This is a genomic window from Fischerella sp. JS2, assembly GCF_032393985.1.
Lineage (GTDB): Bacteria > Cyanobacteriota > Cyanobacteriia > Cyanobacteriales > Nostocaceae > Fischerella.
This window is the reverse complement of sequence record NZ_CP135918.1, coordinates 4,018,068-4,031,815: the sequence shown is the minus strand read 5'-3', so window position 1 is coordinate 4,031,815 and position 13,748 is coordinate 4,018,068. Positions and strand designations below refer to the sequence as shown.

The window sequence follows — 13,748 nt, the reverse complement described above, 5'->3', positions numbered from 1 at the left end:
TTGTCAATTCTTAGTAGTTAGTAGTTAGTGGGTAGAGACGCGATGTTCCTCACGTCTGTACATTAGTAGTTAGTAGTTATTCCCCATCTCCCCACCTAGCTATCACCCTTTCCAACTCACAACTACTGCATAAACGTAAGCTACTATTTCATTAATAATTGACCTGACACCTGCACTATAAATCCACCATTTATTTGGCTCATAATTTTGTGGTGTGCTGCTAATGATTCCGACTTGAATTTTAGGAGCTAGTGCTTTTTGGAATATCAACCAACTTCTACGAGCATGGGTATCATGGGTAAAAAGATTGATTGCTGTTATTTGGGAATTAGATTTTTCTAACCACTGATGAAGTGCGATCGCAGATGCATAAGTACGATCTTTTTTAACTTCCGGTGAAGAGACAGCTACTATTTTTTCTGATTCTAAACCGATATTTTTTAAAGTTAGGGCAGCAATTTCCGCATAATTTTTATATTCCAAAAGATAGGAACCTTTTTCTAATGGCACTCCTGTAGTAATGATTTGGCTGTAGGATTTTTTCTGATATTCTGTCGCCGCCTGTTTTAGTGCATAGTCTGGTATCCAGCCTTCCACAACTAAAACATCAGCTTGTTGAAGTGGTGAATTAATTGCCAGAAATGGATGTATGTGCATAACAGTCAAACTCGTCATCACAGCAAAAACAGCTATAATAACTCCCCATCCCAAGGTAGTTGGCATCCACAGATATTGACGCCTAAATAAACGCATGATGGGGAATTTTTGCTGTTGATGTTTTACATTTCTCTGCATTAAACTTTGGCAGAGCGTTTTGATTTTAAATAAGCAAACACTGACTTATCTCCAATGTCTGGTGGAATTGCCTGTACTGCTTTCCGCATAGCGAAAACAACAAATAAAATTGCCCACGTTCCTAACAATATCTGTTCTAACTGTATTGGCAATATACCAACTAAATGTCCTAATAACAGTAAAGGTACGATGGGAGTTAGTAATTTTGTTTCCAGGCGATTGAAACAAAATGCTTCTTTGAAATAAATACCAGTCAAAGCTGCGAAGGTAAAACCAACGCCGAATAATGTCAATGGTTGAGTGTAAATAGTAATAGCTAAAGGCTGACTATTCGTAATTCCTAAGATAATTGCGGATATACTACCAATGAGCCAAAAAACTTGTAAAGTTCGGTGTAACTCCACCATGTAAATATGAATGGTGAGTAAACTAATACCAAGACCTAAACTGAAACAAACATATAAAGGCGTCAGTAATTTAAAAGTAGTAGGATTAGGGTTAAACAAAACTAAAGCACTGCCCACAGCAAAGCAAATTGCTGCTAGCATTAACCCACTACGGTAAATAATCACACCATCGCGATCGCCTTTAGTAATTGTAAACTCGCCAAATTGCCCTTGATAAACTTCCGGTGCTGATACTGTTTGCGTAGTCATATATCAAATTAGTTGGTTGTTGGTTGTTATTTGTTGGTGGTTGATGGTTGGTTGTTGGTTGTTTTCTTATAGTTACTCCCCACCTCCCTATCTCCCTACCTCCCCATCTCCCCATCTCCCCACCTCGATTACTACTTGTATGGTATCTCCCAAATTCATCTGTAGTTGCGATCGCGCATTACCGCTATTGATCGCTAGTTCTACCCAACCGTGACTGCCAACAAGGGCGATCGCATCCCCAATTTCCACATCTCCATAAGTTCCGCTTCCTGGTATGATTTTGTCACCCACAAGCACGCTCCAGCTTTTGTCTTGGATGTAAGTTCCAGGGATGTTACTGACTAAGTTACCAAAGTGATCAATATATTGAATACAACCTGTGATTATATTCTCGCTTTGGCTGTATTCAGCTATTTTTAACTTGACTAAGCTTTCTGGATTTATTTGTGTTCCTAGCTGTTGGAGGGAAACACCACTAGCCAGATGCGCCCCCACTGGGGCAAATATATCTCGACCATGAAATGTAGTGCTAGGATTTGAAGTGCGCCAGTAATCAGGATTTGTCAGTTCCATCGCAGCAATAACAGGACTGTGAGTCAACACTCCACTAAATAAGCCGTTATCTGGCCCTACCAAGTATCCATTGGCAAATTCTACAGCGATCGCTCTTCTTTGCCCTCCCACACCTGGATCTACCACCGCTACATGTACTGTTCCCTCAGGAAAGTAAGGGTAAGCATCCATGAGACAAAACCTAGCTGCGACAATATTTTGTGGCGGAATTTGGTGTGTTAAGTCTATCACCTTGAGCTTGGGGTTAATTTGGGCGATCGCTCCTTTCATTACGCCTACATACACATCGCGATCGCCAAAATCACTTAGTAAAGTTAGCAGTCTCTGTGGTTTTTCTTGATTCTTTGACATAAGTAATTATCGTTATATTATTAAGTTTGTTTTTTCTGTAACATATGCAACTAAATTTTTGTTATGTTAAGATCACAAGACATAATTTAAGGACGATTCGACAAGATAAAACCTTATGATTACAAACAGAACGGAAGTAGTTAAAAAAGCACGAGAAGCTCATAGAGAGAACATTAAAAGAAGTTTACAGCATCGCTTGGAAGTAGCTAGAGCTAAGGGCGATGAAAACCTCATTCGCCAGCTAGAGGCAGAGATGAAATATTTCGGTTAAATCATAAAGTTTATTACACATAGGTTGTTCATAGTTCTGTTGTGTTTTTGCCTGCTGTTTCAGCAGGCTTTCTTATTGGTAATATTATTTCACCATCTTCTCCCTTGTCCTCCTTGTCCTCCAAGTCGTCTCCCTTGTCCTCCTTGTCTTCCTGTCTGCCAAAGGTATCAGACTTATGGTTAAACCGTCTAAGACTCAAAACCTACCCCTGTGTTCCTTGAGAAGAAAGCGTAGATAATATTAAATTTTGTAAATAAAATTGACAATCAAGTTAGCTTTTTCTGAGATTTGAGCCAATTTAGTTAGTTTTTTGCATAAGTATTATTGCTAATTTGAAAAATTTTTAGCAAAACTTGGGTCAATCATAGTGTCTGCAAAGATTGTGGATATTAATACGCTGTATATTAGTTTCTGATGACTGCTGTGTGCTGATAAAGCGAATAGCTATCAGCGAAGGGATCAACAACATAATCAGTAGATGCCTTATGGGTTGGTTTTTATAGGGTTTAGCCCTCATCCATCCCTGAAAGTAGGATAAAGTCAAGGCAAACAGAAACCATACAAGCCCTTGAGCTAATTTGGTGAACTTTGTTGCAAAACTTTTCCTACCCTGGAGGCCTTTACAGCCTTGAACTAAGCGCTACTAGCTGAAAACTTTTTATTTCGGTTTAATGGAAAGAGGTGGAAAAATCGTGAAAAAATTGGTGCGTTTATTAACAGTCTTTAGTTTTTTGTTGGTAGGATGCTTGGCATGGTTAGGTACGCCTCAGATAGCCCAAGCAAGCAATTTGAATAGTTTTGCTTTGCCATCGGTTTCTGTTTTAGCGGTTGAACAAATTACCAGCCTGCGTAACCCAGCAGATGCCAAGCTTGCAGATGTATATGGTGACAAAATTGATTTAAATAACACCAATGTGCGAGCTTTTCAGAAATATCCCGGCTTGTATCCTACCCTAGCAGGCAAAATTATCAAAAATGCTCCTTACAAAGAGGTAGAGGATGTATTGAACATTAAAGGATTAAGCGAACGTCAAAAACAAATCCTCCAAGCTAACCTAGATAACTTCAAAGTTACAGAAGTAGAACCAGTCTATACCGAAGGATTTGATCGTTTTAACAACGGTATCTACAGATAAAACTTGAAGAAGGCAGCTATGCTGGAGACAGAAGGCACAAGGAGCGATGTTCCTGGGGGATTATACCCACCAGCAATTCGTATCCGCTAAACTTCGTTTTAGCGGGGGTCTTAAACCCAAAAGCTCGGACGGCAATAGGGCTGCTCAACCGACAACTCAACATAGATGCCTCCTGCCCTGGTGCCTTCTGCCTTCCTCGCGCAGCGAGATAACCGTATTGACGGTTTTTTCCTAAAAAACAGCATCCCACTCCTTAGAAAGAAAGAGTGGGATGTTTTTTAAGAACAAGGGTAAGTAATACTTAATACTCAATCTCCGATACTCGATCCCTAATACCCGATCTCCTCTACCCAAATTAGGGAGTGCAAAATAATCCTTCAGACATACAAAGATATCAGATAAACCAGATTTTAGAAAGATGAATCTGTACCTTTGATTTTTTTAAACTGTTGCCAGTGACTAAATGATAAGGAGTAAACAATATGTCTGAGAAAGGAAACGAAAAAGAAACGACACCTTCTGCTTCTGGTGCTGCTTCTGGTGGTTATCAAACCCCTATTGAAGAAGATATCCGCAAGACTGGTACTGCTGCTCAATCTGACGCCAAAGAATCGGCTACACCAGAAGCAGCTGGGGAAGATACTGTAGCAGGTAGCCCAAATCAAGGAACAGAGTCTCGTTAATTTATTGAGGCTATCTTCAACAATTAGCTCATAGGGTCACCCCTCAATGAGTGATTAGCAAAAATTATGAGTGGGATTGTGTCTATTTGTAGACGCGTTTTCCACTCGATTTTTATTAGCAGTCTATAGTCTGTAATTGGTAAGTTTTGTGAAATTGTTTAACTTTTGAAGTTTGACCTAAACTTCCAAAATTTTTATACCTCAAAAGTGTTAATAATTTATCTGAAAAAAAGAGGTTGCTTATTTATGAATAAATATCACTATATACTAAAAAAATTATGCAGTCGAAAGTTTGGGTTTGTAGTGTTGGATTAGCTTTGTCTTGGTTGATATCACCAGTTATGGCTGTGGAAGCAGTTAAATTACCCAATAGACAAGTGCAGAAAAATACAACTGCTAAACCAATTATTGTAAGTAAAGCTGAATTTGGAGTTCTCAGGGTTGAAAAAAACGGGAAAACTACCCTCATTCCCACAACCAAAGTGCCACTGCAAGAGGGAATAGCCTATGGTTGGCGGATTCAACTCAAAGACTACCAGGGTGAGGTAACATGGCGAGAAGTTCTTCAATTACCAAAACGTCCTGAAAGTTGGGCAACAAGTAACACTGATAATTTCTCATTGTCACCTGATGGTACAGCAGCAAATATTCAACGCACAGACTCAATCAAAGATGGTGTAATTACAAACTCTTGGACGATCGCAAATGGTGATCCTATGGGTAAGCATAAAATAGAAGTTTATGTTGGCGATCGCCGTATTGCTACTTTTGAGTTCGAGGTAGTTCCAGTCAAACGGCAAAAGTCGGCTCCAAAAGCATAGTTGCAAGTTTTCATATGATCAATAATAGAAATTAAGTAAGCTTACACAACAAATGCTAAGGATTAAAATCCTTGGCTTATAGTTAAAGTCGTCTCAAGTGGACTATAAAATCTTTAAATCTACTTGAAGTAGACTTGAACTATTGGCCCCTAAGTAACCTGCGGGCTTTCAAGTTTGCATAATAATAACAAAATAGAAATTAAGTAAGCTTACACAACAAATGCTAAGGATTAAAATCCTTGGCTTATAGTTAAAGTCGTCTCAAGTGGACTATAAAATCTTTAAATCTACTTGAAGTAGACTTGAACTATTGGCCCCTAAGTAACCTGCGGGCTTTCAAGTTTGCATAATAATAACAAAAAGGTAAGGGAAAAACTTTGTCCCTTACCTATTTCCCATTACCCTTAACCCTGAAGTTTTAATATGCTCTGCGAGTAAATTGGTAGTACAAGAAAATTGCAATAATCGCACCAATTACCGCTACGAACAGACCAGGAAGACTAAAACTAGCAGTGGTAATTGCGAAAGTTCCCGTTTGCAATAAATTAACTAAAGTTCCTCCAATGACTGCACCCACAATTCCTAACAGCATTGTTGCCAGAATGCCACCACTTTGATAACCAGGATAAATTGCTTTCGCGATCGCGCCAGCCAATAAACCTAATACAATCCAAGCAAGAAGATTCATGATTGACTCCTAATAGTTTTACAAACAGAATATAGTTGAAGATAGACTTTTAGAGATAATAAACTTAGTGAATTATGACCCTAGACGTTCGCAAATTCCGACCGCTTATATAGAGGTTTGACCTCTCGTTATTTGCGACAAAATAGAGTTAGCTAGCAACACTCTATAACCGTCTATGTCTGTATGTTATATGCACTGTCGGTAGCTTGAGCATTTTTTAATTGCAACTACCGCTAAAGTTTTCGGCGGTTGAACTTTTTGTCAGTGCGGTTTTCTATCATGATTACAGATTAACAGACCTACGAAGCTGACCTAACCATCCATAGTCAGATAGCCTTTATTTCTAGAGTTAGAATCACAAAAACAATGATTATCTACCTTTACACGTAAAAAGCTCATGTTCTGAGCTAATACTTTGAGTTAACGCTATATACAAATGCGATCGCTAACTATTTCTTATAGATGATAGAGATTAAAGTTGAATCTGTCCGTGCCTATTGCCGCAATTCAATGATATGAGTGAATTTATTGTGGTGCAAACATCTACAGATATGAGTAATTCTTACCCGAAGTTTAGTAACAAAATCAGCGCTGGTGGATCACTAGTGTGAGATCATGGGAAAAATCAACGGTGGTCAATGTAGTCTCAAAAGAATGGAACACAATCGGAAGTCAACAGTTATAATCACAGGTGCTTCCTCTGGGGTAGGTTTGTATTCTGCAAAAGCGCTTGCCAAAAGAGGTTGGCACGTGGTTATGGCCTGTCGGGATTTAGTGAAGGCAGAAAAAGCTGCCCAAACTGTGGGAATACCACAGGACAGCTACACAATCATGCATATCGACTTGGCCTCTTTAGAAAGTGTGCGACAGTTTGTCAAGGACTTCAGAGCAAGCGGTAAGTCTTTGGAGGCTTTGGTGTGCAACGCCGCAATTTATATGCCTTTGTTAAAGCAACCATTGCGAAGCCCAGAAGGCTATGAGTTGAGCGTTGCTACAAATCACCTTGGTCATTTCCTCTTGTGTAACCTTATGCTAGAGGATCTGAAAAATTCACCTGCAGCGGACAAACGGCTGGTGATTTTGGGGACTGTGACACACAACCCAGACGAACTAGGCGGAAAAATTCCCCCACGTCCAGACTTGGGCGATCTCAAAGGCTTTGAACAAGGATTCAAAGAGCCGATTACAATGATTGACGGTAAGAAATTTGAACCTGTGAAAGCCTACAAAGACAGCAAAGTCTGCAATGTGCTGACGATGCGGGAATTACATCGACGCTATCACGAGTCAACCGGCATTATTTTTAGTTCTCTGTATCCAGGGTGTGTTGCAGAAACACCTCTATTCCGCAACCACTATCCTCTATTTCAGAAACTTTTCCCTTTGTTCCAGAAGTACATCACTGGGGGATACGTATCTCAGGAGTTGTCCGGTGAACGGGTTGCAGCAGTCGTTGCTGATCCTGAATATGCCCAATCTGGAGTTTACTGGAGTTGGGGAAATCGTCAGAAAAAAGACGGTAAGTCGTTTGTGCAAAGAGTCTCTCCCCAAGCGCGTGATGATGCTAAAGGTGAACGCATGTGGGATTTGAGCGCCAAGTTGGTTGGAATTGCGTAAGGAAAACAGGGTGTAATCAATTTGATGGAGCGATCGCTCCATCAAATCTCATAGATTCTTGGGTAAAATTGCTAGGAGATATTTGCAATTTCATTTATTAGAAAATACTTAGACTTGAACTTTGAAATTATTAGCGATATTACTAACATTGAATCCATAGCAGTTGGAAATTCCATTCGTGAAATTGAAAGATTGCGAAAAACCTATGGTTCAGGGCGTTGGCGAAAACTCAAAGGTATTGCAACTATTCTTTTGAATGACGGAACTGTTTGTACAGCTGAGCTACACTGGTATGAAGCACACGGCATTGGCAAGAAAGAAATCAAAATTAAGCGAATTCTATCGGAGTAGTTATGCAGTCGGTTAATTCAGAAACTCGATTTGTCGTTTGCATTAATAACAAAGATTATCCAGCTTCATTAGAAATCCGTAAAATTTATCAGGTTGTTCCTGACGAGCAAGCTACTAAACATCAAATGATTCGAGTTATCGACGAATCAAATGAAGATTATCTATATCCAAGCAGTTATTTTGTTTCTATTGTCTTACCGAAAGCAGTTGAAGATGTTTTTTCTCTAGCTATTTAAAATCCACCTAATGATTAATGATGTTCATTACTCCTGAGGGAGACCCATCATCTATAGAGGTTTGGTACAGTTACATAGTCTGTGAAAGCTATGTAGTTTGACTTTTAATGAGGTTTTGGTGTTGACATCTTTATTAGTTAATCATCGTGTTGATTTGAAAGATTGCAGCATCTTTTATGAGCAAGGTGGAGTAAATTCAAGTTTAACTCCGATCCTATTTCTACATGGTTGGGGAATTTCTACTGAGCCTGATCACGAAATTTTGGAACTACTGGCGCAGCAGCATTCCCTAATTGCCCCTGATCTGCCTAGTTTTGCCCGTTCGCCTTACCCCCAGGTTATCCCAGACTACGAAAGCTATGCCAAATTTATACTTTCGTTTCTCGAGACTCTCAATATCAAACAAGTGCATGTAGTGGGACACTCGTTAGGTGGAGGAATTGCAATTGCTTTATCTAACGAGTGTCCAGACAAAGTAAGAAGCTTGGTTTTGGTAGATAGTACTGGAGTTCCATCTGCATCTATCCCAGAGATCATACCCCGCAGAGCGATCGAAATGACCGCTCAAATCTCTATCCCTAAGCTGAAATTACAACTGGTTGATATTCCTCAGGTTTTCTCCCATAACTTGTTGTTTAATACTGGCAATGTCATTCAAGCATTGCTAATTTCGTTACAAAAAGATATTAGACATCTGTTACCGACAATCACAGCCCCATGTCTATTATTATGGTCAGAAAAAGACCTAACCACACCCCTAACTATTGCTCAAGAAATGGCTAGAATGATTCCAAGTTCCAAACTCGTCACTGTGGAAGAAGGTTGGCACGAATGGGGACTATGGTATCCTGAAAAATTTACATCAATAGTGCTTGATTTTATTCATCAGGTTGAACAGTGAGTAGAAGCGATCGCTTTGATCCGACGCTACACAAAAGAGCGATCGCAGTTAAATATCTAAATCCATTCCCCAGGATCTACCTGATAATAACCTTGCAATAACTCATACAACGCCGGATGCATCTTCAACAATTGCTGTGGCTTCTCAAAAAAAGTCTCAGTCGCGACAGCAAAAAACTCTGCGGGATTAGTCGCACCATAACTATCCATCACATTTTTTATACCTCGTTGCATATCATTGCAGAGTTGTTGATAAGCTTGTGTCATTACCCTTGCCCAGATGGAATAATCTGATTTTTTGGGCAAAATCGGTACACCCTGCGCTTTACCTTCCTCTTGATCTAACTGGTGAGCAAATTCATGCAGAATCACGTTATGTCCATCACTCCAGTTGCGAGTGTCTTGTTGCACCTGTTCCCAGGATAATACTACTTGATCGCGACTCCACGATTCCCCTAATCTTGCCACACGTCTTTCTTCGACAACATATTCACTAGTGGCAACAGTTTCAATCACAAAATAGGCACTGGGATAAATTAGAATCGAACGTAGTTTAGGAAAATATTCGCCGCGTTCATTCAGTAACAGCAAACATGCGACAGCAGCAATAGTTAGCTTCATTTCTTCTGTTACTTGCAATTCTTGGCAGCCAATAAATTGTTTTTCTGCTAAAAAGACTTGCACATGTCCTTGCAGCCGTCTGCGTTCATCGGGATCAAGACGGGTATAAATGGGAAGATTATTCTCAACTATGGCATTCCAAAGTGGAGGAAAAGGACGTTGTTTCAAACGATTTCTTCGCTGTTTAGTAATAATCGGACTGATTAAAATTCCAGTGATAATTAGACCAATGAGCAGAAAAACAATAATAGTTTGCATCATTGCTTTTTAATTAAGTATTTCGTCACAAATTTAGAGACGCGATTAATTGCGTCTCTACTACTTGGAGTTGTCATCTGTCCAGTGTTTATAGTTTATGCGTCAGGCACAATTAATTATGCCTGACATGTTTTTTTGTAATCAACTATCCAGCTAAGTTACTCATCACAAATCTATTTTCTTGAGTGCATAAAAGCTCAAAAATTGCCATTGTAAAATCTACAAGTTCTCTATCGTTGAGTTCTCGGCGCGATCGCTTGCTGTACTTCTGCTGTAAATACCGTCTTCCCTGTTCTGGATTCCAGCCTAATTGTTTGAGATAAGTATCAGTTTGTGCCATAATTATTGTCCGTAATTCAGTATTTTGGGAAATTTCCGGCTTTTGTATTTGATTGATTTTATGACTAACTTTTTGTTCTAAAGACTGCAACTCAATTTCGTTGTGGTCGTCCCAATAAATCTTGATTGCTTGATAAGTTCTTGGATTGTATATTGTACAGAATACAACTTTTTTATCTCCCGGGGCAACTGCAATTGTTAGTGGTTGATGTAGTTGTTCATTTGTGAGATCATCCAAAGATAGCAATAAGCTTTTAGAGAAGTAGGAATCTCTACCAGAACGGATAACATAAGGTTGTTCTGCTAAAATATGCAAATCTGTTTTCTGTCTTTTTCCAAACTTGGTTTCAACTGTTTTGTTACATTCTATCTTTGTGATTACTCCAGTTAAAGCTTTGTCATAAATTGGAATATGTTTCTCTTCTTCAGAGAGCATATACCAACAGTAATCGGCTTCTTGGCTAACGTAGACATAGTGAGGTTTTGGTACGCTTCCAAATCCTAATTTAATTTCCATATTGCCTCTGTGTGATGTGATGTAGATATTGATTTACCAATGGGTTTTACGGGTTATTCTGCAAAACCCACAGTTTGGTTACACATATTGTTCCCTGATGCCGATAATAATTATTTATTTGGAGCAATATGAGTTAGTATGGATAAATAATTTAGTACAATTGTACTATAAAAGCTATAAAGTAGACCTTTTAGACGAATATCTTTTACCCCACCCTAACCCTAAGCGTAAACGGGGAGAGAACTAAAGGGGGATTGAGGGGGTTTTTAGGATTTATGCAACAGGTGTAGTGAATTATAGCGATCGCATCAAGTACTCTTTCCCAATGACTTTCTTGTAGACAAGGTGTATAAATCGATAACTAGTATATCTTTACACACTTGCTCCAGCTATTTCCCCTAGAAAAGCTTTGCAGAGGTTAAAATGTTGGCTATTCAATCTGCGTGTTTATCAAAACTAGGGTGTCAAGTGGCACAAGAATATTGCTCAGAAATATCACTACCATTACTTTTGAGTGGTAGCGATCGCGATCTTGATTTAGAATCTACTCTTCAAGAGTTACAGCTGTACAACTTCCAAGTTGAAACTAGCTGTACTGGTACAGAGGTAGCTAGAGTATTTGAGAAAAACCCACTGCTACCAGGAGTAATCCTAGTAGAACAAGGAAAATATGCTGGAATGATTTCGCAGCGACGACTGCTGGAATTTTTAATTCGACCTTACGCACAAGAGTTGTTTTTTCACCAACCCCTATGTGTAATTTACAGTTATGCTCGGACTTCTATTTTAATTCTGCCTGAGAGTACGCCGATTTTAGCAGCTATGCAACTGGCGCTGAGGCGATCGCCTGAACTTTTATCCGAACCAGTAGTTGTGCAAACTGTCGATGATACTTACAGACTGTTAGATATACAGCAATTAAATATTGCTTCTTGGCAAATTCGAGGTATTGAAACTCAAGTACGCTATGAACGCAGCCAAGCTCAAATGATTCAAAATGATAAAATGGCAAGTCTAGGACGCTTGGTAGATGGAATTGCCCATGAAATTTTAGATCCAGTCAGCTTTATATGGGGTAACTTAACTTATGTCTGCAACTACAGCCAAGATTTACTCAAACTGATCGCAGCTTATGAAAGTAATTTACCATCACCTAATGAAGAAATTGATTCTCTCAAAGAAGAAATAGAATTTGATTTTTTAGAACAAGATATATTACAAGCCCTTACTAGTATTCGTACTGGCGCAGAAAGATTAAAAAAACTAGTCATCAGCTTACAAAATTTTTGTCATATCGATGAGGTTTATCCCAAACCTGCAGATTTACATGCATGTATAGATAATATTTTGTTAATCATCAATAGCCAAATCCGGGGAGAAATAGAAATCGTTAAAAATTACGGCAGTCTACCTCCGGTGTATTGTTTTATTGGACAACTACATCAAGTATTTATGAATCTTTTAAGCCAGTCTGTAGACTTGTTACTTGATGAAGCTGTAAGACATCAGTTAAATCCTATCAAAAAAGCTGAGAAACCCCAAATTGAGATTACCACAGAAGTTATATCTCAAGAGCCTACTACACCAGGAGCGCCAGATTCACGTTGGGTTGCGATTTCTATTAGAGACAACGGCCCAGGAATGTCTCAGGAATTAAAACAGCAAATTCTAGAATCTTTGTCTGTGAACAAAAGAGCTGATAAAGAAACTAGCTTAGCAGTCAGCTATCGTATTATTACAGCTAGGCATGGTGGTAAATTTAATTTATTTTCCGAAGTTGGTGTAGGTACAAAATTCACAATTTTGTTGCCTTTATTGTAATTTACTAGTTTTTATATCATTTCGGTTTTTTGATAAGTAAAAGACAGTCGCGATAAAAAAATTCACAGCTATACATAAAAAATCCACCCCTCTCCTTAGCAAAGAAAGGGGCTGGGCGTGGTGTTTTTTCAAGATAAAGGTCAGAAGGGAAGAAAAATTTTTAAGGTAATACCTTCTGACTTGTTCAACTAGATTTTTACTTAATTGATGTGCGTTCAAACCACTCCTGATATTTTTTCTGATATTCTTCGTTTTCGACCATAATAGTGACTCGCACCCTTTGACATCCGTGATTTCGCTCTAACGCGATCGCATTTAAAAGTAGGCTAGCAATTTTAGGTGAATTAAAGTCACCAGTTACAGTCAAATTACTATCATATCTATCAACATCATGTTTTTCTACTTGATTCAGTTCGATCCCAGAAATATCTCCTTGATTTAGGTCAATTTCTGCAAGTAATTTGTTTTCTGGACTTGCTTGTTCAACAATCAATTTTTCATACCGAACGGGAACTTGCACCATTCGAGTTTCTATTTCTTTGCGAACAACAACATCTCCAACTTTTCGTTTATTTCTATTAACAACTAATCGTTCACTTAACAACCGGATAATTTCTTCTTCTGTTTTTTGCTCTACACCATCTTGTTCTAAATTGAGGTCTTGAGTGCTATGAATTTTCGACTCTATCTTGGAAGTTTCTAAATTATTATTAGTCATCGGTGATTGTGAATATTCAGGCATATGCTTAATTAGCGATTTGTCTATGTCTAATATAACGGATTTAGTACCTAAATCAATTTTACTAATTAGTTTACTAGGTAATAATAAATAACTATGAATTCCTGAAGATGCTTGATTTGGCAACTCTATAAAACGAGTAATGATGAGATTAACTTGGTGATGATAATCTATAATTAAGTCCTTTACCCGACCAATTAGTAAATTTTGTCTATCAACAACTGCAAAATTCCTAATCTTTCTTCTTAATTTATCAAGTAAATCATTGACATGGACTTTGTTACTATTAACTAATTGCTTTTTCATTTTTTATTAAGAATTTCTATAAAAAATATATAGTCGCTGTGTTTACTTACAGTAAAAGCTATTAAGTGT

At 38.4% G+C, this 13,748-nt stretch carries 17 protein-coding genes; 9 read left to right on the top strand and 8 right to left on the bottom strand.

Features of this window, described 5'->3' with window-relative positions; all coding sequences use genetic code 11:
* Nucleotides 1–102: 102 nt before the first annotated feature.
* The 3 genes from RS893_RS17095 to RS893_RS17085 form a co-directional block, all read right to left on the bottom strand.
* Complete coding sequence (locus RS893_RS17095; protein ID WP_315785719.1) at nt 103–795, bottom strand: ElyC/SanA/YdcF family protein; 693 nt, start codon at nt 793–795, stop codon at nt 103–105.
* Nucleotides 795–1,451 carry a DUF2301 domain-containing membrane protein gene (locus RS893_RS17090; RefSeq protein ID WP_315785716.1) on the bottom strand — a complete coding sequence of 219 codons (657 nt, stop codon included), beginning with the start codon at nt 1,449–1,451 and terminating at the stop codon, nt 795–797. Before RS893_RS17090 ends, RS893_RS17095 begins: the two co-directional genes overlap by 1 nt.
* 87 nt (nt 1,452–1,538) lie before the next feature.
* Nucleotides 1,539–2,375 carry an SAM-dependent chlorinase/fluorinase gene (locus tag RS893_RS17085; protein ID WP_315785713.1) on the bottom strand — a complete coding sequence of 279 codons (837 nt, stop codon included), beginning with the start codon at nt 2,373–2,375 and terminating at the stop codon, nt 1,539–1,541.
* A gap of 115 nt (nt 2,376–2,490) precedes the next feature.
* Between RS893_RS17085 and RS893_RS17080 the strand changes: the two genes are divergently transcribed.
* Nucleotides 2,491–2,646 carry a hypothetical protein gene (locus tag RS893_RS17080; RefSeq protein ID WP_315785710.1) on the top strand — a complete coding sequence of 52 codons (156 nt, stop codon included), beginning with the start codon at nt 2,491–2,493 and terminating at the stop codon, nt 2,644–2,646.
* Between the two features lie 28 nt (nt 2,647–2,674).
* Here the strand turns inward: RS893_RS17080 and RS893_RS17075 are convergent, their stop codons facing one another.
* Complete coding sequence (locus RS893_RS17075; RefSeq protein WP_315785709.1) at nt 2,675–2,845, bottom strand: hypothetical protein; 171 nt, start codon at nt 2,843–2,845, stop codon at nt 2,675–2,677.
* A 472-nt stretch (nt 2,846–3,317) separates the two neighbouring features.
* Here RS893_RS17075 and psbU point away from each other — a divergent pair, with 472 nt between their 5' ends.
* The 3 genes from psbU to RS893_RS17060 all read left to right on the top strand — a co-directional run bounded on the left by psbU (nt 3,318) and on the right by RS893_RS17060 (nt 5,286).
* Nucleotides 3,318–3,782 (top strand): photosystem II complex extrinsic protein PsbU, encoded by a 465-nt coding sequence (psbU, locus tag RS893_RS17070; RefSeq protein ID WP_315785706.1) that lies wholly within the window; start codon nt 3,318–3,320, stop codon nt 3,780–3,782.
* A gap of 482 nt (nt 3,783–4,264) precedes the next feature.
* Nucleotides 4,265–4,465 (top strand): hypothetical protein, encoded by a 201-nt coding sequence (locus RS893_RS17065; RefSeq protein ID WP_315785704.1) that lies wholly within the window; start codon nt 4,265–4,267, stop codon nt 4,463–4,465.
* A gap of 278 nt (nt 4,466–4,743) precedes the next feature.
* On the top strand, nt 4,744–5,286 hold the full coding sequence (locus tag RS893_RS17060; protein ID WP_315785700.1) for a hypothetical protein: 543 nt from the start codon (nt 4,744–4,746) through the stop codon (nt 5,284–5,286).
* A 418-nt stretch (nt 5,287–5,704) separates the two neighbouring features.
* On the opposite strand, the gene RS893_RS17055 is transcribed toward RS893_RS17060, so the two are convergent.
* A complete protein-coding gene (locus RS893_RS17055; RefSeq protein WP_315785697.1) occupies nt 5,705–5,974 on the bottom strand; it encodes a GlsB/YeaQ/YmgE family stress response membrane protein in 270 nt (89 codons plus the stop codon).
* Nucleotides 5,975–6,628: 654 nt separating this feature from the next.
* Here RS893_RS17055 and RS893_RS17050 point away from each other — a divergent pair.
* The 4 genes from RS893_RS17050 (at nt 6,629) to RS893_RS17035 (ending at nt 9,079) form a co-directional block, all read left to right on the top strand.
* Nucleotides 6,629–7,591, top strand: a complete 963-nt coding sequence (locus RS893_RS17050) for a protochlorophyllide reductase (protein WP_315792004.1) — start codon at nt 6,629–6,631, stop codon at nt 7,589–7,591.
* Nucleotides 7,592–7,705: 114 nt separating this feature from the next.
* Complete coding sequence (locus RS893_RS17045) at nt 7,706–7,942, top strand: hypothetical protein (RefSeq protein ID WP_315785694.1); 237 nt, start codon at nt 7,706–7,708, stop codon at nt 7,940–7,942.
* 2 nt (nt 7,943–7,944) lie between these two features.
* Nucleotides 7,945–8,178, top strand: a complete 234-nt coding sequence (locus tag RS893_RS17040) for a hypothetical protein (RefSeq protein ID WP_315785692.1) — start codon at nt 7,945–7,947, stop codon at nt 8,176–8,178.
* A 118-nt stretch (nt 8,179–8,296) separates the two neighbouring features.
* Nucleotides 8,297–9,079, top strand: coding sequence for an alpha/beta hydrolase (locus RS893_RS17035; RefSeq protein WP_315792003.1), 783 nt, complete (start codon nt 8,297–8,299; stop codon nt 9,077–9,079).
* A gap of 56 nt (nt 9,080–9,135) precedes the next feature.
* Here RS893_RS17035 and RS893_RS17030 read toward each other — a convergent pair whose 3' ends face one another.
* Both RS893_RS17030 and RS893_RS17025 read right to left on the bottom strand, forming a co-directional pair.
* Nucleotides 9,136–9,960 carry a zinc-dependent peptidase gene (locus tag RS893_RS17030; RefSeq protein WP_315785690.1) on the bottom strand — a complete coding sequence of 275 codons (825 nt, stop codon included), beginning with the start codon at nt 9,958–9,960 and terminating at the stop codon, nt 9,136–9,138.
* Nucleotides 9,961–10,102: 142 nt separating this feature from the next.
* A complete protein-coding gene (locus RS893_RS17025) occupies nt 10,103–10,813 on the bottom strand; it encodes a hypothetical protein (RefSeq protein WP_315785687.1) in 711 nt (236 codons plus the stop codon).
* Nucleotides 10,814–11,281: 468 nt separating this feature from the next.
* Between RS893_RS17025 and RS893_RS17020 the strand changes: the two genes are divergently transcribed.
* Complete coding sequence (locus RS893_RS17020; RefSeq protein WP_315792002.1) at nt 11,282–12,634, top strand: sensor histidine kinase; 1,353 nt, start codon at nt 11,282–11,284, stop codon at nt 12,632–12,634.
* Nucleotides 12,635–12,830: 196 nt separating this feature from the next.
* Here the strand turns inward: RS893_RS17020 and RS893_RS17015 are convergent, their stop codons facing one another.
* On the bottom strand, nt 12,831–13,679 hold the full coding sequence (locus tag RS893_RS17015) for a DUF2382 domain-containing protein (RefSeq protein ID WP_315785684.1): 849 nt from the start codon (nt 13,677–13,679) through the stop codon (nt 12,831–12,833).
* Between the last annotated feature and the right edge of the window lie 69 nt (nt 13,680–13,748).

Bases quoted from the DNA above. Each gene is read 5' to 3' on its own strand.
- RS893_RS17095 (WP_315785719.1), bottom strand. From the start codon at position 795: ATGCAGAGAAATGTAAAACATCAACAGCAAAAATTCCCCATCATGCGT.
- RS893_RS17090 (WP_315785716.1), bottom strand. From the start codon at position 1,451: ATGACTACGCAAACAGTATCAGCACCGGAAGTTTATCAAGGGCAATTT.
- RS893_RS17085 (WP_315785713.1), bottom strand. From the start codon at position 2,375: ATGTCAAAGAATCAAGAAAAACCACAGAGACTGCTAACTTTACTAAGT.
- RS893_RS17080 (WP_315785710.1), top strand. From the start codon at position 2,491: ATGATTACAAACAGAACGGAAGTAGTTAAAAAAGCACGAGAAGCTCAT.
- psbU (WP_315785706.1), top strand. From the start codon at position 3,318: ATGGAAAGAGGTGGAAAAATCGTGAAAAAATTGGTGCGTTTATTAACA.
- RS893_RS17065 (WP_315785704.1), top strand. From the start codon at position 4,265: ATGTCTGAGAAAGGAAACGAAAAAGAAACGACACCTTCTGCTTCTGGT.
- RS893_RS17060 (WP_315785700.1), top strand. From the start codon at position 4,744: ATGCAGTCGAAAGTTTGGGTTTGTAGTGTTGGATTAGCTTTGTCTTGG.
- RS893_RS17055 (WP_315785697.1), bottom strand. From the start codon at position 5,974: ATGAATCTTCTTGCTTGGATTGTATTAGGTTTATTGGCTGGCGCGATC.
- RS893_RS17050 (WP_315792004.1), top strand. From the start codon at position 6,629: ATGGAACACAATCGGAAGTCAACAGTTATAATCACAGGTGCTTCCTCT.
- RS893_RS17040 (WP_315785692.1), top strand. From the start codon at position 7,945: ATGCAGTCGGTTAATTCAGAAACTCGATTTGTCGTTTGCATTAATAAC.
- RS893_RS17030 (WP_315785690.1), bottom strand. From the start codon at position 9,960: ATGATGCAAACTATTATTGTTTTTCTGCTCATTGGTCTAATTATCACT.
- RS893_RS17025 (WP_315785687.1), bottom strand. From the start codon at position 10,813: ATGGAAATTAAATTAGGATTTGGAAGCGTACCAAAACCTCACTATGTC.
- RS893_RS17015 (WP_315785684.1), bottom strand. From the start codon at position 13,679: ATGAAAAAGCAATTAGTTAATAGTAACAAAGTCCATGTCAATGATTTA.